This window comes from Pseudomonas sp. P4_C4 (assembly GCF_056402055.1).
Genome location: NZ_JBFUID010000001.1, coordinates 212,932 through 232,964 on the forward strand (window position 1 = coordinate 212,932; position 20,033 = coordinate 232,964).

The window sequence follows — 20,033 nt, forward strand, 5'->3', positions numbered from 1 at the left end:
CGGCAGCCCGGATTGTCGGTGTTAACCGATGGTCATCAAACTGGCATTACCACCCGCCGCAGCCGTGTTAACGCTCAACGCCCGCTCGATCACCAGGCGTTCCAGCGCAATGTTGGTTTCGCCTTGTGACAGGCCCTGCACGCCAACGATGGCGCCGGCACGCTTGGCAACCTGCTGGCACACCGCACGCAACTGGTCGGAGTGGCCGTGATGCACAACCGCATCAAACACCACTTCGTCCTTGTTCCAGTCGGAAATCAGCTTGATGCGTGCCTGAATATCCTTCGGCAGGCGTGCGAACAAGGCCTTGGTCAAGTCAGCTTCCGGCCACACCGCTGAACCACCGACAGCCAGTACCGCCGCCAGTTGGGTCAGCAGATCGCCTTCGACTTCCGCCAGGCAAAGTACGTGCTCGCGCGGCAAGATCGCATAGCTATTGCGCTCGCCGGTCGGGCCGGCCAGGACACGGGTGATGCCACTTTGCGATTGCGCGGCGAACTGCACGCACAGGGTGCTCAGATCGGCGAACTTGTGGCTGTCGGCCCAGGCTTTCAGGGCGGTCAGCGGCTTGCTCATGGCGTCGCGCAGACGAACGTCCGGTGCTGCGGCAGCATCGCCGCGAGCGAAGGATTGTTCGATCGCATCCGCAGGACGCGTCGACAGCAGGCGGTACAGGTACAGCGGGCCACCGGCTTTCGGGCCGGTACCCGACAAGCCTTCGCCGCCGAATGGCTGCACGCCGACCACGGCACCCACAATGTTGCGGTTGACGTAGACGTTACCGGCGTTGACGTTGTCGATCACCTTGGCGATGGTTTCGTCGATGCGGGTGTGAACGCCCAGCGTCAGGCCGTAGCCGGAAGCGTTGATCTGGCCGATCAGTTGATCGATGTCTTTGCGCTTGTAACGGACCACGTGCAGCACCGGGCCGAAGATCTCCCGCTGCAGTTCGTCGAAGCTTTCCAGTTCGATCAGCGTCGGCATCACGAAGGTGCCGCGTTTGACTTCTTCGGCATCGGCGATGGCCACCTGGTACACGCTGCGACCTTTGTCGCGCATGGCCTGGATGTGCTTCTCGATGCCAGCCTTGGCTTCGGCGTCGATGACCGGGCCGATGTCCACGGACAGGCGCTCAGGGTTGCCGAGACGGCTTTCAGCCATCGCGCCCTTGAGCATTTCGATGACGCGGTCTGCGGAATCTTCCTGCAAGCACAAGACACGCAGGGCCGAGCAACGCTGACCGGCGCTGTCGAAGGCCGACGAAACCACGTCGATCACGACTTGTTCGGTCAGTGCCGAGGAGTCAACGATCATTGCGTTCTGGCCACCGGTTTCGGCGATCAGCGGGATCGGACGACCCTGGCTATCCAGGCGGCCGGCGATGTTGCGTTGCAGCAAGCGCGCGACTTCGGTGGAGCCGGTGAACATCACGCCTTTGACGCGTTCGTCGCCGACCAGGCCGGCACCGACGGTTTCACCGCGACCCGGCAGCAATTGCAGTACGCCTTCCGGAATCCCTGCTTCGAGCAGCAGGCGCACGGCTTGAGCGGCGACCAGCGGAGTCTGTTCCGCAGGCTTGGCCAATACCGGGTTACCAGCGGCCAACGCAGCAGCCACTTGGCCACTGAAGATTGCCAGCGGGAAGTTCCACGGGCTGATGCACACCACTGGGCCCAGCGGACGGTGAGCGTCATTGGTGAAGTCGTTGCGCGCCTGCACCGCGTAATAACGCAGGAAGTCCACGGCTTCACGCACTTCGGCAATGGCGTTGGCGAAGGTCTTGCCGGCTTCGCGAGCCAGCAGGCCCATCAGCGGCTGGATCTCGGCTTCCATCAGATCGGCGGCACGTTCCAGGATCGCGGCGCGTTCGGCGGGCGGGGTGGCCTGCCAGATCGGCGCAGCGTTGAGGGCGCACTGGATCGCGTTGTCGACGTCTTCGACGGTCGCTTCCTGCACATGGCCGACCACATCACGCAGATCGGACGGGTTCAGCACCGGTGCCGGCGCTTCGGTGCTGGAGGCGCAACCGAGCATCGGCGCCGCTTTCCAGTGGTTGTGTGCGGTAGCAAGAAGCGCGCAGGACAGGGACGCCAAACGATGTTCGTTGGCCATGTCGATGCCGCTGGAGTTGGCGCGCTCGGAGCCGTAGAGATCACGCGGCAGCGGAATGCGCGGGTGCGGCAGGCCGAAACCGCCTTCCACGGTCGCCATCTGCTCGATGCTGGCTACCGGATCGGCTACAAGTTCCTGGATCGAAATCGACTGGTCGGCAATGCGGTTGACGAACGAGGTGTTCGCGCCGTTCTCCAGCAGGCGACGCACCAGGTAAGCCAGCAGGGTTTCGTGGGTGCCGACCGGAGCGTACACACGACACGGACGGTTCAGCTTGCCTTCGGAAACTTTGCCTACAACCTGTTCGTACAGCGGTTCACCCATGCCGTGCAGGCACTGGAACTCGTACTGGCCCGGGTAATAGTTCTGACCGGCGATGTGATAAATGGCCGACAGGGTGTGGGCGTTGTGCGTAGCGAACTGCGGGTAGATGACTTCCGGCACCGACAGCAGTTTGCGGGCGCAAGCGATGTAGGAGACGTCGGTGTACACCTTGCGGGTGTAGACCGGGTAGCCTTCCAGGCCTTCGACCTGGGCGCGCTTGATTTCGCTGTCCCAGTACGCGCCTTTCACCAGGCGGATCATCAGGCGATGACGGCTGCGGCGAGCCAAGTCGATCACGTAGTCGATCACGTACGGGCAACGCTTCTGGTAAGCCTGGATCACGAAACCGATACCGTTCCAGCCAGTCAGTTGCGGCTCGAAGCACAGGCGCTCGAGCAGATCCAGCGACAGCTCGAGGCGGTCGGCTTCTTCGGCGTCGATGTTCAGGCCGATGTCGTATTGCTTGGCCAGCAGGGTCAGCGACAGCAGGCGCGGGTACAGCTCTTCCATCACGCGCTCGTACTGCGCACGGCTATAGCGCGGGTGCAGGGCGGACAGCTTGATCGAAATGCCCGGGCCTTCATAAATCCCGCGACCGTGGGAGGCCTTGCCGATCGAGTGGATGGCTTGTTCGTACGAGGCCAGGTACTTCTGCGCGTCGTGCTCGGTGAGTGCGGCTTCACCCAGCATGTCGTAGGAATAACGGAAGCCTTTGGCTTCGAACTTGCTCGCGTTGGCCAGGGCTTCGGCGATGGTCTCGCCGGTCACGAACTGCTCGCCCATCAGGCGCATGGCCATGTCGACGCCCTTGCGGATCATCGGCTCGCCGCTCTTGCCGATGATGCGGCTCAGGGACGATGTCAGGCCGGCTTCGTTGTGCGTGGACACCAGCTTGCCGGTCAGCAACAAGCCCCAGGTGGCAGCGTTGACGAACAACGACGGGCTGTTGCCCAGGTGCGGCTGCCAGTTGCCGGTGCTGATCTTGTCGCGGATCAGGGCGTCGCGGGTGCCTTTGTCCGGGATGCGCAGCAGCGCTTCGGCCAGGCACATCAGCGCCACGCCTTCCTGGGACGACAGGGAGAACTCCTGCAGCAGGCCCTGAACGATGCCGGCACGGCCGCCAGCGCTCTTCTGGTTGCGCAGTTTTTCAGCAATCGAGGCGGCGAGTTTGTTGGTGGCGTCGCACATCGGTGCCGGCAGGCGCGCCTGCTCGATCAGCATCGGCACGACTTCCGGCTCAGGGCGACGGTAGGCGGCGGTGATCGAGGCACGCAGTACCGATTGCGGCAGGATGCTTTCGGCGAATTCGAGGAAGCACTGGTGGGCGTGATCCAGAGGCGCGTCGACGCTGTCGTCGGAGTCCTTGGTCAAACCGCTCAGCTCGGTCAGGGTTGCACCACCCTCGAGTTTTTCCAGGTAATTGAAGATTGCCTGCTTGATCAGCCAGTGCGGCGTGCGATCAATCGAGGTCGCGGCGGCCTTGAGGCGTTCGCGGGTCGGGTCGTCAAGTTTGACCCCAAGGGTGGTGGTAGCCATGTTTTTATCCTCATGTTTGCCACGACTGCGTGGCATCAGCTGGCGGCAAGATTAGCCGTGAGACTGTCGAGGTGCAACCGGGTGCAACCCTTTTTTTGTCAGAATATTACGCAGCTCGTCAGGAAATAAATTCTGGTAAGGCTGCGTTGCATTTGCTTGGTGCTTTTCCGGTGAGTTAACACTCGTTTTTGCTCCGAAAAGGAGCAAAAAACGATTTTTAACGTTTATTTCTCGCTAGGTGCAACTTAATCCCGAGAAACTGGTTGCACCTTATTTGCTTTGTTGAATAGCATTCGCGTCCAAGGTGCAACCCGGACAAAATCCGGGTGCTCCGGCTGATGGCTTTCCTGGGGAAACATCAGTCATAAATGCGCGGGAATCCGGATCGTCTGTCAAACGTATGCGTTTGCGAGCGGTTCACCAGCCGCCGCTACATAAAAACAAAGCCAGGGCGTAACTTAATGAGCGTAAGCAATCCAACCCTGATCACGTTCGTGATCTATATCGCAGCAATGGTGCTGATCGGCTTGATGGCCTATCGCTCCACCAACAACCTTTCCGATTACATCCTGGGCGGCCGTAGCCTGGGCAGCGTCGTGACTGCACTGTCCGCCGGTGCCTCCGACATGAGTGGCTGGTTGTTGATGGGCTTGCCCGGCGCGATCTACATGTCCGGTCTTTCCGAAAGCTGGATCGCCATCGGCCTGATCGTCGGCGCCTACCTGAACTGGCTGTTCGTCGCCGGCCGTCTGCGTGTACAGACCGAGCACAACGGTGATGCACTGACCCTGCCGGACTACTTCGCCAGCCGTTTCGAAGACAAAAGCGGCCTGCTGCGGATCATCTCTGCGGTCGTGATCCTGGTGTTCTTCACCATCTACTGCGCTTCCGGCATCGTGGCCGGGGCCCGTCTGTTCGAAAGCACCTTCGGCATGTCCTACGAGACGGCGCTGTGGGCCGGTGCTGCGGCGACGATTGCCTACACCTTTATTGGTGGTTTCCTGGCGGTGAGCTGGACCGATACCGTACAAGCCACCCTGATGATCTTCGCGCTGATCCTGACGCCGGTCATCGTGCTGCTGGCCACCGGTGGCGTCGACACCACCTTCCTGGCCATCGAAGCGCAAGATCCAAGCAACTTCGACATGCTCAAGGGCACCACTTTCATCGGCATCATCTCGCTGATGGGCTGGGGGCTGGGCTACTTCGGCCAGCCGCACATCCTGGCGCGTTTCATGGCTGCCGATTCGGTTAAATCGATCGCCAAGGCCCGTCGCATCTCCATGACCTGGATGATCCTGTGCCTGGGCGGCACCGTGGCAGTGGGCTTCTTCGGTATCGCCTACTTCTCGGCGCACCCGGACGTGGCGGGCGCGGTCTCCGAGAACCACGAGCGTGTGTTCATCGAGCTGGCCAAAATCCTGTTCAACCCATGGATCGCCGGTATCCTGCTGTCGGCCATTCTGGCTGCCGTCATGAGCACCCTGAGCTGCCAGTTGCTGGTGTGCTCGAGCGCCCTGACCGAAGACTTCTACAAGACCTTCTTGCGTAAATCCGCTTCCCAGGTTGAACTGGTCTGGGTCGGTCGTGCCATGGTGCTGTTGGTTGCCCTGATTGCTATCGCGCTGGCATCCAACCCGGAAAACCGTGTACTGGGTCTGGTGAGCTACGCCTGGGCTGGTTTCGGTGCCGCATTCGGTCCCGTCGTACTGATCTCCGTGATCTGGAAAGACATGACCCGCAACGGCGCACTGGCCGGTATCCTGGTCGGCGCGATCACCGTGATCGTCTGGAAACACTTCGAACTGCTGGGCCTGTACGAAATCATCCCTGGTTTCATCTTCGCCAGCCTGGCGATCTACTTCGTCAGCAAAATGGGCACGCCGACTGCTGGCATGTTCCAGCGTTTTGCGGCTGCAGAGAGTGATTATCGTTTGAACAAGTGATGAGTGATGGGTTGAGCTCTTCCCATCTCTGATAAAAGAACGGCTCGCAGCTTTATGTTGCGGGCCGTTTTTTTTTTGCAAGCCAGGTCCGAAAACAGGCATTGGCCCTCCAATATCCGTGGTCCTTTTCAGTGCTGGTCGTAAGACATTTCCTGATTTTCTCGGCCATCTTGAGTTTCCTCTCTGTCCACGTACTTTGCGCTAAGCCACTCATCCCGAGTCGGCTTACCGATCGTTAACAGTGGTGCGCTGCCCATGACTGGGACGGCAGTAGAGAGGGAGATCAATCAATGACTGAAGGGCATTTTATCCGCTTGGGTGACAAGACCACGTGCGGAGGCAAGGTAAAGGACGCCGATACACGCGTCATGATGTATGGCCTCGCCCATGCGCGCGAAGGCGATCCGGTCACCTGCGGCGTGGACGGCCAAACCTACAGGATTGAGGGCGGTATTTCCTACATGGTGAGTCATGGACGATTGGTGGCCGGCACGCTGGACAGTTTCAGCGGTTGCCCTTGCAAGGCGACTCTTATCGCATCGGATTTCACAGGCTCGTATGGATCCAGCAGAAGTGCTGCACCGCACGCCGCACGGGCCGTCAGACAACCGTCTGCCCTAGCCACGAGCAACCCGGTAGCATCGCCATCATCACTCGCGACCGCGCGGAGCAATCCGAAACCGATACCGTTCAATACATCGGTCCAGGAGCCTGGTTTTTACGTCGTTCCCAAAAGCACCACCCGCGAACAACTCGAGGCCTCGCTGTTCACCCTGCGCGACCCGGCGGTGATGGGCAAATTCAAGTTGCTCAATCCCAACCTGCGCGACGTCAAAGCCGGCTCGCTGATCGTGCTGAGCGATCCCAACAACTTCCAGTGCACCCGCGAAGAAGCGCTGCTCATGGATGTGGCGGCACGGACCAATCAAATACTGGAGACGCTTAGCCCGGAAGAGGCGGATTTCATGATGCAACACCGGGATGCCATTCAGACGATCTTGGGCTATGGCTCAGGCGCTGTGGGCGTCGGCGCGAGCATTTTCAAGAATAATCTGGATAACGTCGGTAATGCCTTGAGGGAAATTGAAGTATTGCAACAGACGACGCTCCAAAGAGATGGGCACCTTCGTTCGCCGGCCTTCTTCGTAGAACGACAGCGTTTACTGGCACAACTCAACAGCCATATGACGACCCTAACCCGCAAGGGTATTGGATTCCCAAACCACATCAATTTGAAAAAAATGTTGGGCATCTCCAGCCAAAGTCTGGTTCACCACTGGACCAATGCCAGTCCTGCGGGGCAAATACCGGGTCACGCCACTCATCTAGAAAGTGTGGCAAAGGCAACTAAATACATCAAATACGGTGGTTGGCTAGGTACTGCCATTGGTGGCGGGGCATCTGCCGTGAAGGTTCAGGATGTGTGTACTGCGGGAAATACTGAAACGTGCGAGCGGGTTAAATTTACTGAAACGGGGAGTTTTACCGGGGGGATCGTAGGTGGCGGAATTGTAGGTGCTGCTCTATCAACCTCAGCTGTCGGCGGGCTTTGTGTTGGGTTGGGTGTGCCAACTGGCGGCTTGGGATTACTGGTCTGCAGTATTGTTGTGGTCGGGGCAGGCTCTTTTTCTTCCAGCGCTATTGGGAGTGTTATTGGTGAAAAAATGGGCGAGCGGATTTTCGAGGCCACTCAATGAACATTAGCGTTGCAGACGCACTATTCCTGGCATCAGGGCTAATAGTTTTCGGTGGGGCACTTGTTGTTTTTGGGGTTGCGCTGCACTTGGGCTACACCAAGGGAGATGCCCTTTCAGAGCATTTCCAAAACAGTTCTCCACTTATAACTGTCTCCGCGCGTATTGACGCAGGGCTTAGAGGTAAGACTCGACTGGTTTATTCAATATCTAGCGTCGTTACGTTTCCCCAATTTTTTCTGAAGCGCGGTATGGTCACTGCTGAAGATCTCGACAACTTTCCCCATGACCTCAGGCAAAAGCTCGTAGTGCTGCAATGGACTCTTCTAGGGGTTCTATCCGGCATGGTGCTACTTGGCCTGATAGTGATGTCGGGGATACTCAGGTAACTGACCCATAAAAAATGGGCACCCAATCTGGTTAATACCGATCAGTTAAGGACTCTGTAGGAGCGAGCTTGCTCCGGGCGGCGTTCCGACGATGGACTCAAGAGCGCCGCGTTTAGCCAGTAAACACGCGCTATCGTTAACGACCATCGCGAGCAAGCTCGCTCCTACAGTGATTCCCTTTCGCTTAACTGATCGGCATTACCCAATCTTGTTGGTGTGCCCGTTCTTCATGCCACTCCTCACCCGTCAGGCAGGTTGTAAATTTTCTGGGCAAGGTCCTAGGACGTTTCCTTCAAAACCTATCGGTTTTCATGAACTGGTGCGATGCGAGTTCCGTCGATAGTCTTTGGCGGTCACTGATAATTCAGTGGTGGGGTGTAGGAACCTCTCAAGACCGTTAGAGCTACATTGGCGTCACTGCCTGGTTTGCGGCCGTTTGCATGCGGCCGTAAGATCAGTTGCGGCGGCTATGCGCGGGCACGCTTCGGCGTGGTCGAGTTTTGCTCTAGGTCTCGATATTCCTACCCCGTGCATAGCTGCCACCCTAGCCCGTAGGAAGGCTAATGGCAGGTCCATTTCTTCCTTAGAGCATTAAAAATGAAATCAATACATCCTGACCCACCCTACGAAAAACCAATCCCCCATCCCGACAACCGCTTCATGGCGTTGACCAGTAACTGCACCGACATGCCCACGCTGTTCGTCGACACCCACGTGCCGCTCGACATCCTCACCGACGCCGCCAACTACAGAATCCGTGCAGTAACCCAAGTGCTTGAGAACCTGTCGATGCGCGGTTCGATCGAGTGCGAGTCGTTCATCCTCAGCGATTTTGCCTTGCTCTGCGCAATCTCGTTGCGCGATGGCTGCGATGTGCTGGATGTGGTTGGGCGGCGTGCGGGTGCGGCCTACAGCGGCGGCGTAGACGTCGCCACAAGATCAAAAGATCCCGGGCTTCATCTTCGCCAGCCTGGCGATCTACATCGTCAGCAAATTGGGCGCGCTGTCTGCCGGCATGCTGCAGCGATTCGCCGCGGCGGAAAAGGACTTCATGCTGAACAGATGAGGCTTTCAGCGAGGCTTTTTAGCTTCCTGATTGAAGAAGACGGCCCGCATCCGATGGGTGCGGGTCGTCTTTTATTGGGGATCAGTCAAGATCGGCATCGGGCTGATTCAGAAAGATCAGCACGCCCAGTATTGCCATGTAGAACCTGAAGGCTGCGTCCTGGCCATTCCAGATGTCGGATTGCCACATCAGAAACCACTCGCCTCCAACAACCATGAAGCCGAAAAACCACACGAAAAACCCAGTCGTCAAACCCGCTACGGCCCACTTCCTGGCCAGTCTGAATTCATGTCCACCGGCTGACCGTGAGCGCCAGAGCTGTAGTGCGCCGTAGCCAAGAAGTCCACAGGTAATGGCTTCGCCAACGATGATCAGCCAGTAGGCCCCATGCCACACCCAAGGCAGATCAATTGCGCGATACCGGGCGGCGTTGTCAGGGAAGGTGGTGTCCATGCTCAGCACGTGCCGGACGAAGTTGAAGTTGGAACCGTAGTCGTTGATGTTGTTGAACACGGTCATGAAGGCGAATGCGGCGAGCGCCAGGGTCATTGCAATCTTTGCGTAGCGAATGGTCATTTGTGCGTCCTTTGCTTTTTTCGACAAAGAACGCTATCACGCCGGTTTGCAGGTTCGGGAATCTTCCTGTTGTGAGGCGTTTCTGAATTTGTCGAGTGATGGTGCATGCTTGTTGCCGCTATGAATGCTCGAAGTGTCCGCTCGGCCGTCAACCCCTGACTTGCCGGCCGGTAAAAGGTAAACTCCCCGGCCTTCGCAGGAGCAACCATGAATTATCGTCACGCCTTCCATGCCGGCAATCACGCCGATGTGTTCAAACACCTGACCTTGACCCGCCTCATCGCCCTGATGTCGCGCAAGGAACAGCCGTTTGCCTATCTCGACACTCACGCCGGTATCGGTCTGTATGACCTTCAGGGTGATCAGGCCAACCGTACCGGCGAGTACCTGGAAGGCATTGCGCGTTTGTGGGATCAGCCGGATCTGCCGATCCTGACCGCTGATTACATGCAGGTGCTGCACGAGATGAACCCGGATGGCCAGTTGCGCTATTACCCGGGGTCGCCGGAGTTGGCGCGGCGCCTGACTCGCCCGCAGGACCGTGTGTTGCTCAACGAGAAGCACCCGGAAGACGGCGTGCTGCTCAAGGACAACATGGCCGGTGATCGTCGGGTCAAGGTGCACCTGGGCGAAGGCTGGCATGTGCCGCGAGCCTTGCTGCCGGTGCCGGAGAAGCGTGCGGTGATGCTGATCGATCCGCCGTTCGAGAAGCTCGACGAAATGCAGCGCTGTGCCGCGTCGTTGAAGGAAGCGATTGGCCGGATGCGCCAGACCGTGGCGGCAATCTGGTACCCGGTGAAGGATCAGCGTGCGCTGCGTCGTTTCTACCAGGACCTGGCCGGAACCGGTGCGCCGAAGTTGTTGCGGGTGGAGTTGCTGGTGCATCCGCTGGATACGCCGAACAGCCTGAACGGTTCCGGGTTGGCGATTGCCAATCCGCCTTGGGGGCTTGAGGAAGAGTTGCGTGAGTTGCTGCCGTGGTTGTCCCAGAAGCTGGGGCAGACCCAGGGTGGGTGGCGGATGGATTGGTTGATTGCCGAGAGTTGATCTGTAGGAGCGAGCTCGCTCCGGGCGGCGTTCCGACGATGTTCGTGAACGTTAACGCGTAAAACCAGGTGCCCAGCGGCGCCCTTTGGTTTTTCGCGAGCGAGCTCGCTCCTACAGTAATCAGATCGGGCAGGTCACGCCTGTACCGCCAATGCCGCAATAGCCTTCCGGGTTTTTCGCCAGGTACTGCTGGTGATACGTTTCGGCAAAGTAGACGGTCGGGGCCTGGTCTATTTCGGTGCTGATTTCACCGAGACCGGCCTTGGACAGCTCGGCCTGGTAGGTTTCCTTGCTCTTGAGCGCCGCGTCCAGTTGTTCCTGGCTGGTGGCGTAGATCACCGAACGGTACTGGGTGCCGATGTCATTGCCCTGGCGCATGCCCTGCGTCGGGTTGTGCAGTTCCCAGAACATCGCCAGCAGTTCTTCGTAGCTGACCTTGGCCTTGTCATACACCACCAGCACCACTTCGGCGTGGCCGGTCAGGCCCGAGCAGACTTCTTCGTAGGTCGGGTTCGGCGTGAAACCGCCGGCGTAGCCGACCACGGTGCTGACCACGCCTTCACGTTGCCAGAAGCGGCGTTCCGCGCCCCAGAAGCAGCCGAGGCCGAAGATCGCGAAGTCGACATCTTCGAAGAACGGGCCGAGCAAGGGGGTGTCTTTAAACACAAAGTGCTTTTCGGGCAGGGTCATCGCGGTTTCGCGGCCGGGCAGAGCTTGTTCTTTAGTCGGGAGCACGTTTTTGTTCACCAGGATTTCCGAGCGCAGAACCATGATCAGTCCTCTCAGTCAGGTTGGGTTGTAAATAAACAGACCGTCAGTGTGCCCAATACCTTCCAGATAATCACTATCCAGGTGGGAGATTCCATGTTGCAGGGCAACCCTGCAACTTCAGGCTGGTGGGTATTCACTCCGGCAGTTCATACAGGTAAATCTTGTCCGCCTCCATCTGATACCCCGCATCCGCCAGCTCGCTGGTGGACGCCTTGACCTGCAACGCGCCTTCAATCCAGTACGGCTGATACAGCTCGTCGAGCTTCACGCCGACTTCGCTTTTGACGTGCACGATCTGGTTCGACGGCGGTGGCGGCACATGGATACAGGCGCCGAAATACGGCACCAGCAGGAACTCCGTGGTGCGTCCTTCCTCGCTCACTTCCAGCGGCACGATGTAGCCCGGCAGGCGAATGTTCTGGCCATCGAGGGTCTTGACCACCGGTGCGTTGGGCATGTCCTGTTTGGCTGCTGGCGCCGACTCTGCCGAGAGCGTGCTGCTCATCTGCGACAGATCGTGCAGCGGCGTCATGTTCGGCACTTCTTTCGGCGCGTCGGGCGGGATCATCTCCGACCAGGTCAGGTCTTTTGGCTGGGCTGCCCACAGGGGCAGGGCGACCAGCATCAACAGCGCAAGTACAGCGCGGGGCATTTTCAACGTCCTCATAAACGGATCGACAGGCCATCGGCCAGGGATTGGCGATAGGCACGCCAGGCCGGCACGCTGCCCATCAGCAGCGCGGCGACCAGGATGCCTCCGAGCAGCGTCCATTCATACTCGCTTGGCCAGGACAGCGGCAGGAACAGGCCGTAGTTGGCCTGCACATAACCCTGGGCCGCCGCGATGCACACATACAGCAACGCTACGCCGGCGATCACGCCTGACAGTGCCAGAGCAAAGGCTTCGAGCACCAACAACGTCGCGATATGCCATGGCCGAGCACCCACCGAGCGCAGGATCGCCATCTCCCGGCGGCGTTCGTTGAGGCTGGTGAGAATGGCCGTGAGCATGCCGATCAATCCGGTCAGCACCACAAACAGCGAGACCACGAACAAGGCTTTTTCCGCGGTGCCCATCAGGCTCCACAGCTCTTGCAACGCCACGCCCGGCAGGATCGCCAGCATCGGCTCACCGCGGAATTCGTTGATTTCCCGTTGCAAGGCAAAGGTCGAAATCTTGTTGTTGAGACCGAGCATGAACGCGGTGATCGCTTGCGGCGCGAGGTCCATGTTGCGCGCTTGATCGGCCGTGATGCGACCCTCGCCCCGGGCCGGCACGCCGTTATGCCAGTCGATGTGAATCGCTTCCATGCCACCAAGGCTGATGTGCAGCGTGCGGTCTACCGGGGTGCCGGTGCGTTTGAGAATGCCGACCACGGTGAACGGCTTGTCGTCGTGCTTGACCAGGCTGATCGCCGCCACGCCGTGGGCCAGCACCAGTTTGTCACCGAGTTTGTAGTGCAGCGCATCGGCCACTTCGGCACCGAGCACCACTTCGAACGGGTCAGTGGCAAAGGCCCGGCCATCGGCCAGTTCCAGGTGTTGCTGGCGTCCGTACTGATAATGCTCGAAGTAGGCTTCGGTGGTGCCCATCACCCGGTAGCCGCGATGGGAGTCACCGAGGGACATCGGGATCGCCCACTTCACTTTCGGGTTGCTGGCGAAGTGTTCGAAGCTGTCCCAGCGAATGTTGTTTGTGGCGTTGCCGATGCGGAACACCGAGTACAGCAACAGGTTCACCGAGCCTGAGCGGGCGCCGACGATCAGGTCGGTGCCGCTGATGGTGCTGGCGAAACTGGCCTTGGCTTCGGTGCGCACGCGCTCCACTGCCAGCAACAGGCATACCGACAGGGCGATGGCGAACGCCGTGAGAATCGCGGTGAAGCGGCGGTTAGCCAGGCTGGCCATGGCTAGACGAAACAGATACATCTCAGACCTCGGACGGGGTAGCGGCGCGATTGAGTTCGGCCAGCGACAGGTTGTGGTCGAACAGCGGCGCCAGGCTCTGGTCATGGCTGACGAACAACAGGCTCGACCCGGCTTCGCGGCACTCGGCGAACAGCAGGCGAATGAAGTTCTCGCGGGCGTCGTAATCGAGGGCCGAGGTCGGCTCGTCGGCGATAACCAGTTCCGGTTGCCCGATCAGCGCGCGGGCGGCGGCGACCCGTTGCTGCTGGCCGATGGAAAGCGAGTCGGCGCGGCGACCGAGGATGTTTTCATCCTTCAAACCCAGGTGGGCAAGCAGCGTCGCGGCCGCTTTGTCGACGCTGCCGTGACGTTGTTTCGCCCGTTCGGCGCGCAGTTTCGAGAAGTGGCAGGGCAGTTCGACGTTTTCGCGCACCGACAGAAACGGCAGCAGGTTGAACTGCTGGAAAATGTAGCCGGTGTGATCGACGCGGAAGTGGTCGCGGGCGCCGGCCGAGAGTTGCGTCAGTTCCTGGCCGAGCAGGCGGATGCTGCCGCGATCAGGCTTCTGCACGCCTCCGAGCAAGCCGAGCAGGGTGGTCTTGCCGCTGCCGCTGGGGCCTTTGAGGAACAGGGTTTCCCCGCGCTCCAGGCGAAACGCCGGGATGTCCAGCAGTGGCGGGTGACCGGGCCAGCTGAAGCCCAGGTCGGACAGTTCGATGAGTGCTTGGGTCATGGCACCGATTTCATAAGTGTGGGAACTGGTCTGGATTTCACTATCAACACAACCCCCTGTGGGAGCGAGCTTGCTCGCGATAGCGGTCTTACAGTCACATTGAAATTGAATGTGCTGGCCTCATCGCGAGCAAGCTCGCTCCCACAGGGATCTTCAGTGGATTCAGAACTTCAGGTTGGCAGCCTTGGCCGTCACATCAACCCCTTGCTGCCCGCTCGGGCCGATCAGTTGTACCTGAATTGTCCGGGTGGCCGGGAAGCTGGTGAAGATATTCGCCAGGTCCAGCGACTTCAGGGCCGCCGGCGTGGCGCAAGTGAACTGATAGCGAGCGTGGATTTCGCTGTGATCATGGTGATGTTCGTGGCCGTCTTCGTCCTTGGCGTCTTCATCGTGATCATCGTCGGCATCGGGCTGGTCGCCGAACAGCGGGCTTTCCAGTTCCTGGTTTTCCACCACGCAACCGGCGGCTTTTGGCAGGTTGAACAGGGTCAGTGGTTGCTCAAGCCGGGCGCGGGCGGCGGCGACTTTGGCTTTGTCTGCGTCGCTGGTGGCTACATGCTCGAAACCCACCAGGTTCATGGCCGGGCTTTCCAGCTCCAGCTCCAGGGTCTTGCCGTCCAGCGCCGCGTTCAGGCGTCCCACGCCATGTTCGTGGGCACCCAGGCTGCCATGCTCATGATCGTGTTCGTCGGCGGCATGGGCGACAGTCAGCGGCAACATGGCAAACGACAGGGCGAGAAGCAGACGACGCATGGCGAGTCTCCGAAAAGTAAAATGAAGAAAATGTTATGTAATCTTATAACGTAAGCGCGGAGAGTTTGACTGCCTGCTTGGCGTTGCACAAGTCCCATGGGAGCATGCGGGGAAGAAAAGTGCGGGAGCAGACCTATGTTGCGAATTCGCGGAAGCATCGGCGACTGGCCGGTGGATTTGACCCTGGAGATGGACGACGCGGACTGGGCGCGACTGGGAGCGCAGTTGCAGGTGGAAAAATCCGAGGTCAGCGCGCCAGCGGCGAAACCGCTGGATCAGGATGATGCGCTGTGGCAGATCGCCAGGGATTTGCTGCGCAAGGCCGGGCAGCTCAGCGGGCCGGATCTGCTCGATCAACTCGAAGGCCTGACTGGCAGTGCGGCGGCGGGCAAGCGCCTGCTGGTGCGTTTGCGCCATAGTTCGGACGTGAAGGTGGAAAGCGGCGGGGATACGCCGCTCTACCGCTGGTTGTAGGAGCGAGCTTGCTCGCGAAAAGCGTCAGGGCGCTTCGGCCATGCAGGCAGCCCTCGTCATCGTTGACGACCATCGCGAGCAATCGAGCGTCGACCGGCTGCTCCTACAGGTTTGTGATCAGTAGAGAGCGGCAAACAACTTGCGACGGTAGGTGCTCACCAACGGATGATCGTTGCCCAACAACTCGAACACCTGCAGCAAGGTCTTGTGCGGCAAGCCTTCGCTGTAGCTGCGGTTACGGATRAACAACTTGAGCAATGCGTCCAGCGCGGCGTCGTACTGCTGACGGGCCAGTTGCTGGATCGCCAGTTGATAGACCGCCTCATCGTCCAGCGGGTCTTTCGCCAGTCGGGCCTTCAGGTCGGCGGCATCCGGCAAGTCCTTGGCTAAACCGAGAAACTTGATCTGTGCCTTGGCGCCGGCCAGCGCAGCCTTGTGCTCGTCGCTCTTGACCGCATCCAGCACTGCTTGCGCTTCGCCCAGCTCGCCGCGCTCGGTCAGGCAGCGGGCGTACAGGATTAACGCCTTGGCGTTGGTGTTGTCTTCACCCAGCAGTACTTTGAGCAGGGCTTCAGCATCGGCAAAGCGGCTGTCATCGAACAGTGCCTGGGCCTGTTCGAACGGATCGGCAGCGGCCGGCGGCGGCATCTGCACATGGGGTTCGAGCAGGGCACGCACGGCGGATTCCGGCTGGGCACCGGCAAAACCATCGACAGGCTGGCCGTCCTTGAACAGGACCACGGTCGGCAGGCTGCGGATGCCGAAGCGGGCGACGATGTCTTGTTCGAGGTCACAGTTGACCTTGGCCAGCAGCAACTCACCCTGGTAGCTCTCGGCAATGCTTTGCAGCATCGGCATCAGCACTTTGCAGGGTGCGCACCATTCGGCCCAGAAATCCACCAGCACCGGTTTGTGGAAAGAGTTCTCGATCACCGACTGGTCGAAATCGGCAGTCGTGGCGTCGAAGATGTACGGCGTTTCCTGACTCATGGGCAATCTCTTGGAAGCGTGAATATGCTCACTATAAGGGCTGGCGTAAAAGATCGCAGCCTTCGGCAGCTCCTACATTGGCCGTGTAAATATTCAATCCTGTAGGAGCTGCCGAAGGCTGCGATCTTTTTGCGATTTCAAGCGCGCTGCGCGTGGTAGAGGCTCACATGCCGAAACTCGTGGGGCTCGGCCAGGTCCGGCAGGGTCATCGCCTCCAGCATCTCTATGCGCTGGTACAACGGATGGCGAAAGTCCCGCACTCGGGAATCCGCCACCAGCGCCTCCCGGCCGCGACTGAGGAACTGGTCGAGCAATGGCAGGTTGGCCCGGTCGTACAGCACATCCGCCACCAGGATCAGATCGAAGCGATCGGCCTCGGCGAAAAAATCCGTGGAGTAATTGAGCTGCACGTCATTGAGCTCGGCATTGGCCCGACACGCGGCAATCGCCAGCGGGTCGAGGTCGCAGGCCAGCACCTCGAGCGCGCCGGCCTTGGCAGCGGCAATCCCCGCCACCCCGGAACCGGCACCGAAATCCAGTACCCGCTTGCCTTCGACCCAATGCGGGTTTGCGGCCAGATAACGGGCCACGGCCAAGCCGCTGGCCCAGCAGAAGCTCCAGTACGGCGGCTCATGCAGGATGCGCCGGGTTTCTTCCGGGCTGAAAGCGCGGTCCATGTTATCGCCGTCGATCAGCCACAGTTTCAAATCGGTTCCCGGTAAATCACAGTCCACCAATCGCGCGTCACCGAGCAGATCCTCCAAGGCCATTTGCAGGTCGAGCGGTGCACTCATGGGGCTTTGACGAATTGCAGTTGGCCCAGGGCCTGGGTGGTCGGCTGGGTGATCAGCTGCGATGGCAAGTGCAGGATCAATTGCCCGGACTGGCTGGCGCGGCCTCGCAGTTCAACGCGGGCGCCGACCGGAAAGGCATCCGGGTTGAAGCGCAGGTGAAACGGCAACACCTGGTTGTTGCCGATCAGGCTGGAACTGGCGAGCAATTGCTGCGGACGGTCTTTATCGTCGATCACCAACAGCGCCAGCTCGACTTCGGCGCCGGCCGGCACACCTTGCAACGTGCCGCTCAATTCGCGCTGATACGCGGGCAGCGGGCCAAGTTCGGCGGCCTCCCGGGCTTTCTTCTGCGCTTGCTGCGGCGCCGGGCCTGGCGTTGGCGGCTGGGGCTTGGGTGCGTCGCTGCCGCAAGCCACCAGCAGGCTGAAAACACTGAGCAAAATGAGCGGACGTAACGACATTGGTGGCTCCATAAAGCTGAATTCCATGGATCAAGTGATCATCCCGTCTGTATACCGCAAACCCTATGGCTTGTCTTGCCACCGGGATGCGCTACCATGGCCCTCCCTTTTTTTGTTGCCTGCCACCATGCACTGTCCCTTCTGCGGTGCCAACGACACCAAGGTCATCGACTCGCGTCTGGTCGCCGAGGGCGAACAGGTGCGCCGCCGGCGTGAATGCCTGGCCTGCGGCGAGCGTTTCACGACGTTCGAGACGGCTGAACTGGTGTTGCCGCGCCTGATCAAAACCGACGGCAGTCGCCAGCCGTTCGACGAAGAAAAACTCCGCGCCGGCATGCAGCGGGCGCTGGAAAAGCGCCCGGTGAGCGTCGAGCGCCTTGAATCGTCGCTGGTGCACATCAAACACAAACTGCGCGCCACCGGCGAACGCGAGGTCAAATCCCTCGTGGTCGGCGAGCTGGTGATGGCCGAGCTGCAGAAACTCGACGAAGTCGCCTACATCCGCTTCGCTTCGGTATATCGCCGCTTCCAGGACCTCAACGAGTTCCGCGAAGAGATCGATCGCCTGGCCCGTGAACCGGTGAAAGAATGAACACGCCCGCAGAACAAGCCATTCTCGATGCCCATTTCATGGCCCGTGCCCTGGAACTGGCGCGCAAGGGGCATTACACGACGCACCCCAATCCGCGGGTCGGTTGCGTGATCGTGCAGGGTGGGCAGATTGTCGGCGAAGGCTGGCACGAGCGCGCCGGTGAACCCCATGCCGAAGTTCACGCCCTGCGCGCGGCCGGTGAGTTGGCCCGTGGCGCTACTGCCTATGTCACGCTTGAGCCGTGCAGCCATCACGGCCGTACGCCGCCCTGTGCCGATGCGCTGGTGAATGCCGGTGTGGCGCGGGTGGTCGCGGCGATGCAGGACCCGAATCCGGAAGTCGCCGGTCGCGGTCTGCAGCGCCTGGCTCAGGCTGGTATCACCACCGAAAGTGGTGTGCTGGAGGGTGAAGCGCGAAAGCTCAATCAAGGTTTCCTGAAACGCATGGAACACGGCTTGCCGTTCGTGCGGGTCAAATTGGCCATGAGTCTGGACGGCCGTACGGCGATGGAAAGTGGCGAAAGCCAGTGGATCACTGGCCCGGCGGCGCGCTCGGCCGTTCAGCGTCTGCGCGCGCAAGCCAGTGTGGTACTGACCGGCGCCGATACGGTACTGGCGGACAACGCGCGATTGACCGTGCGCGCCGATGAGTTGGGGCTTGATGCCGAGCAAACCGCACTGGCCATGAGTCGTCCCCCGCTTCGAGTCCTGATTGACGGACGCCTGCGGGTACCGCTGGATGCACCGTTCTTCAAGGTCGGCCCGGCGCTGGTCGCCACCTGCGTGGCGGTGGAAGAGCAATATGCCAACGGTCCGGAATGCCTGATCGTGCCGGGCTATGACGGCCAGGTCGATTTGCGTCAGCTGCTGGTCGAACTCGCCAACCGTGGCGTCAACGAGGTGCTGGTCGAAGCCGGTCCGCGTCTGGCGGGTGCGTTTGCCCAGCTCGGACTGGTGGACGAGTTCCAGATTTTCATCGCCGGCAAGTTTTTGGGTTCCTCGGCGCGGCCGCTGCTGGACTGGCCACTCGCGCAAATGAAGGATGCGCCTGAGCTTAAGATCATCGAAATTCGTGCGGTTGGCGATGACTGGCGAGTCATCGCCATTCCTTTGCCATCAGCAAGCGTATAATTTCCGGCCATCGCGCAAGCTTTGGCTTTGTTCTCGAGGAGAACCTCATGTTTACCGGCATCATCGAATCCATCGGCAGTATTCGTGCATTGACCCCAAAGGGCGGTGATGTGCGGGTTCACGTCGAAACCGGCAAGCTCGACCTGAGCGACGTCAAACTGGGCGACAGCATCGCGGTCAACGGCGTGTGCCTGACTGCCGTGGAATTGCCCGGCAATGGCTTTGCGGCGGACGTCAGTCGCGAAACCCTCGACTGCACCGCCATGAACGACCTGAAAAGCGGCAGCCCGGTCAATCTGGAAAAAGCCCTGACCCCGACCACTCGCCTCGGCGGGCATCTGGTCAGCGGTCATGTCGATGGCGTGGGCGAAGTGGTTGCCCGTACCGAGAACGCGCGTGCCGTGGAGTTCCGCATCCGCGCGCCGAAGGACCTGGCCAAGTACATCGCCCATAAAGGCTCGATCACCGTCGACGGCACCAGCCTGACCGTGAACGCAGTTGATGGCGCCGAGTTCCTGCTGACCATCATTCCCCACACCCTGAGCGAAACCATCATGGCGTCGTACCAGCCAGGCCGCCGGGTGAATCTGGAAGTGGACTTGCTGGCCCGTTACCTGGAGCGTCTGTTGCTCGGCGACAAGGCCGCAGAACCAAGCGACTCTTCGCAAAGGCCAGGTAACATCACCGAAAGCTTTCTGGCCGCCAATGGCTATCTCAAATCCTGACTCAAGGGGGTG

Annotated in this window: 17 protein-coding genes and 2 pseudogenes; 9 read left to right on the forward strand and 10 right to left on the reverse strand. The window is 60.1% G+C overall.

Annotated features, from left to right (window positions below):
* Positions 1-21 precede the first annotated feature (21 nt).
* Positions 22-3,972, reverse strand: a complete 3,951-nt coding sequence (putA, locus tag AC1DXW_RS00990) for a trifunctional transcriptional regulator/proline dehydrogenase/L-glutamate gamma-semialdehyde dehydrogenase (RefSeq protein ID WP_477752858.1) — start codon at positions 3,970-3,972, stop codon at positions 22-24.
* A 461-nt stretch (positions 3,973-4,433) separates the two neighbouring features.
* Here putA and putP point away from each other — a divergent pair, with 461 nt between their 5' ends.
* The 4 genes and pseudogenes from putP to AC1DXW_RS01010 form a co-directional block, all read left to right on the forward strand.
* On the forward strand, positions 4,434-5,918 hold the full coding sequence (gene putP, locus AC1DXW_RS00995; RefSeq protein ID WP_477752859.1) for a sodium/proline symporter PutP: 1,485 nt from the start codon (positions 4,434-4,436) through the stop codon (positions 5,916-5,918).
* A 290-nt stretch (positions 5,919-6,208) separates the two neighbouring features.
* On the forward strand, positions 6,209-7,615 hold the full coding sequence (locus AC1DXW_RS01000; protein ID WP_477752860.1) for a PAAR domain-containing protein: 1,407 nt from the start codon (positions 6,209-6,211) through the stop codon (positions 7,613-7,615).
* Positions 7,616-8,598: 983 nt separating this feature from the next.
* Positions 8,599-8,907: pseudogene (locus AC1DXW_RS01005) on the forward strand (hypothetical protein); the annotation flags it as partial.
* A 40-nt stretch (positions 8,908-8,947) separates the two neighbouring features.
* A pseudogene (locus AC1DXW_RS01010) lies at positions 8,948-9,067 on the forward strand (sodium:solute symporter family transporter); the annotation flags it as partial.
* Positions 9,068-9,148: 81 nt separating this feature from the next.
* Here AC1DXW_RS01010 and AC1DXW_RS01015 read toward each other — a convergent pair.
* Positions 9,149-9,643 (reverse strand): DUF2165 family protein, encoded by a 495-nt coding sequence (locus AC1DXW_RS01015; protein WP_477752861.1) that lies wholly within the window; start codon positions 9,641-9,643, stop codon positions 9,149-9,151.
* Between the two features lie 207 nt (positions 9,644-9,850).
* Here AC1DXW_RS01015 and AC1DXW_RS01020 point away from each other — a divergent pair, with 207 nt between their 5' ends.
* Positions 9,851-10,690 (forward strand): 23S rRNA (adenine(2030)-N(6))-methyltransferase RlmJ, encoded by an 840-nt coding sequence (locus AC1DXW_RS01020; protein WP_223457684.1) that lies wholly within the window; start codon positions 9,851-9,853, stop codon positions 10,688-10,690.
* Positions 10,691-10,810: 120 nt separating this feature from the next.
* Here the strand turns inward: AC1DXW_RS01020 and msrA are convergent, their stop codons facing one another.
* The 5 genes from msrA to AC1DXW_RS01045 form a co-directional block, all read right to left on the reverse strand.
* Entirely contained in the window at positions 10,811-11,461 is a 651-nt protein-coding gene (msrA, locus tag AC1DXW_RS01025) for a peptide-methionine (S)-S-oxide reductase MsrA (RefSeq protein WP_477752862.1), read from the reverse strand.
* A 133-nt stretch (positions 11,462-11,594) separates the two neighbouring features.
* The gene (locus AC1DXW_RS01030) at positions 11,595-12,113 is read right to left on the reverse strand and encodes a DUF3299 domain-containing protein (RefSeq protein WP_090451674.1); all 519 of its coding nucleotides are present in this window, start codon (positions 12,111-12,113) and stop codon (positions 11,595-11,597) included.
* Between the two features lie 11 nt (positions 12,114-12,124).
* Complete coding sequence (locus AC1DXW_RS01035; protein ID WP_477752863.1) at positions 12,125-13,390, reverse strand: ABC transporter permease; 1,266 nt, start codon at positions 13,388-13,390, stop codon at positions 12,125-12,127.
* Position 13,391: 1 nt separating this feature from the next.
* Positions 13,392-14,102 (reverse strand): ABC transporter ATP-binding protein, encoded by a 711-nt coding sequence (locus tag AC1DXW_RS01040; RefSeq protein WP_057713120.1) that lies wholly within the window; start codon positions 14,100-14,102, stop codon positions 13,392-13,394.
* A gap of 162 nt (positions 14,103-14,264) precedes the next feature.
* The gene (locus tag AC1DXW_RS01045) at positions 14,265-14,855 is read right to left on the reverse strand and encodes a DUF2796 domain-containing protein (protein WP_477752864.1); all 591 of its coding nucleotides are present in this window, start codon (positions 14,853-14,855) and stop codon (positions 14,265-14,267) included.
* Positions 14,856-14,990: 135 nt separating this feature from the next.
* Between AC1DXW_RS01045 and AC1DXW_RS01050 the strand changes: the two genes are divergently transcribed.
* Complete coding sequence (locus AC1DXW_RS01050; protein ID WP_477752865.1) at positions 14,991-15,329, forward strand: hypothetical protein; 339 nt, start codon at positions 14,991-14,993, stop codon at positions 15,327-15,329.
* Between the two features lie 117 nt (positions 15,330-15,446).
* On the opposite strand, the gene trxA is transcribed toward AC1DXW_RS01050, so the two are convergent.
* From trxA to AC1DXW_RS01065, 3 genes are all read right to left on the reverse strand, one after another.
* Positions 15,447-16,319 (reverse strand): thioredoxin, encoded by an 873-nt coding sequence (trxA, locus tag AC1DXW_RS01055; RefSeq protein WP_477752866.1) that lies wholly within the window; start codon positions 16,317-16,319, stop codon positions 15,447-15,449.
* Positions 16,320-16,456: 137 nt separating this feature from the next.
* Positions 16,457-17,113 carry a class I SAM-dependent methyltransferase gene (locus AC1DXW_RS01060; RefSeq protein WP_477752867.1) on the reverse strand — a complete coding sequence of 219 codons (657 nt, stop codon included), beginning with the start codon at positions 17,111-17,113 and terminating at the stop codon, positions 16,457-16,459.
* Positions 17,110-17,574: a YbaY family lipoprotein gene (locus AC1DXW_RS01065; RefSeq protein ID WP_108216297.1), complete on the reverse strand. Its 465-nt coding sequence runs from the start codon at positions 17,572-17,574 to the stop codon at positions 17,110-17,112. Before AC1DXW_RS01065 ends, AC1DXW_RS01060 begins: the two co-directional genes overlap by 4 nt.
* Positions 17,575-17,701: 127 nt before the next feature.
* Here AC1DXW_RS01065 and nrdR point away from each other — a divergent pair, with 127 nt between their 5' ends.
* The 3 genes from nrdR to AC1DXW_RS01080 are packed head-to-tail and all read left to right on the forward strand — an operon-like array spanning position 17,702 to position 20,021.
* Positions 17,702-18,166 (forward strand): transcriptional regulator NrdR, encoded by a 465-nt coding sequence (gene nrdR / locus AC1DXW_RS01070; protein ID WP_003228656.1) that lies wholly within the window; start codon positions 17,702-17,704, stop codon positions 18,164-18,166.
* A complete protein-coding gene (ribD, locus tag AC1DXW_RS01075; RefSeq protein ID WP_477752868.1) occupies positions 18,163-19,296 on the forward strand; it encodes a bifunctional diaminohydroxyphosphoribosylaminopyrimidine deaminase/5-amino-6-(5-phosphoribosylamino)uracil reductase RibD in 1,134 nt (377 codons plus the stop codon). Before nrdR ends, ribD begins: the two co-directional genes overlap by 4 nt.
* 47 nt (positions 19,297-19,343) lie before the next feature.
* A complete protein-coding gene (locus AC1DXW_RS01080; protein WP_477752869.1) occupies positions 19,344-20,021 on the forward strand; it encodes a riboflavin synthase in 678 nt (225 codons plus the stop codon).
* The last annotated feature ends 12 nt before the right edge of the window (positions 20,022-20,033 follow it).

Coding starts and splice junctions, on each gene's coding strand:
- putA (WP_477752858.1), bottom strand. CDS start 3,972: ATGGCTACCACCACCCTTGGGGTCAAACTTGACGACCCGACCCGCGAA.
- putP (WP_477752859.1), top strand. CDS start 4,434: ATGAGCGTAAGCAATCCAACCCTGATCACGTTCGTGATCTATATCGCA.
- AC1DXW_RS01000 (WP_477752860.1), top strand. CDS start 6,209: ATGACTGAAGGGCATTTTATCCGCTTGGGTGACAAGACCACGTGCGGA.
- AC1DXW_RS01015 (WP_477752861.1), bottom strand. CDS start 9,643: ATGACCATTCGCTACGCAAAGATTGCAATGACCCTGGCGCTCGCCGCA.
- AC1DXW_RS01020 (WP_223457684.1), top strand. CDS start 9,851: ATGAATTATCGTCACGCCTTCCATGCCGGCAATCACGCCGATGTGTTC.
- msrA (WP_477752862.1), bottom strand. CDS start 11,461: ATGGTTCTGCGCTCGGAAATCCTGGTGAACAAAAACGTGCTCCCGACT.
- AC1DXW_RS01030 (WP_090451674.1), bottom strand. CDS start 12,113: ATGCCCCGCGCTGTACTTGCGCTGTTGATGCTGGTCGCCCTGCCCCTG.
- AC1DXW_RS01035 (WP_477752863.1), bottom strand. CDS start 13,390: ATGTATCTGTTTCGTCTAGCCATGGCCAGCCTGGCTAACCGCCGCTTC.
- AC1DXW_RS01040 (WP_057713120.1), bottom strand. CDS start 14,102: ATGACCCAAGCACTCATCGAACTGTCCGACCTGGGCTTCAGCTGGCCC.
- AC1DXW_RS01045 (WP_477752864.1), bottom strand. CDS start 14,855: ATGCGTCGTCTGCTTCTCGCCCTGTCGTTTGCCATGTTGCCGCTGACT.
- AC1DXW_RS01050 (WP_477752865.1), top strand. CDS start 14,991: ATGTTGCGAATTCGCGGAAGCATCGGCGACTGGCCGGTGGATTTGACC.
- AC1DXW_RS01060 (WP_477752867.1), bottom strand. CDS start 17,113: ATGAGTGCACCGCTCGACCTGCAAATGGCCTTGGAGGATCTGCTCGGT.
- AC1DXW_RS01065 (WP_108216297.1), bottom strand. CDS start 17,574: ATGTCGTTACGTCCGCTCATTTTGCTCAGTGTTTTCAGCCTGCTGGTG.
- nrdR (WP_003228656.1), top strand. CDS start 17,702: ATGCACTGTCCCTTCTGCGGTGCCAACGACACCAAGGTCATCGACTCG.
- ribD (WP_477752868.1), top strand. CDS start 18,163: ATGAACACGCCCGCAGAACAAGCCATTCTCGATGCCCATTTCATGGCC.
- AC1DXW_RS01080 (WP_477752869.1), top strand. CDS start 19,344: ATGTTTACCGGCATCATCGAATCCATCGGCAGTATTCGTGCATTGACC.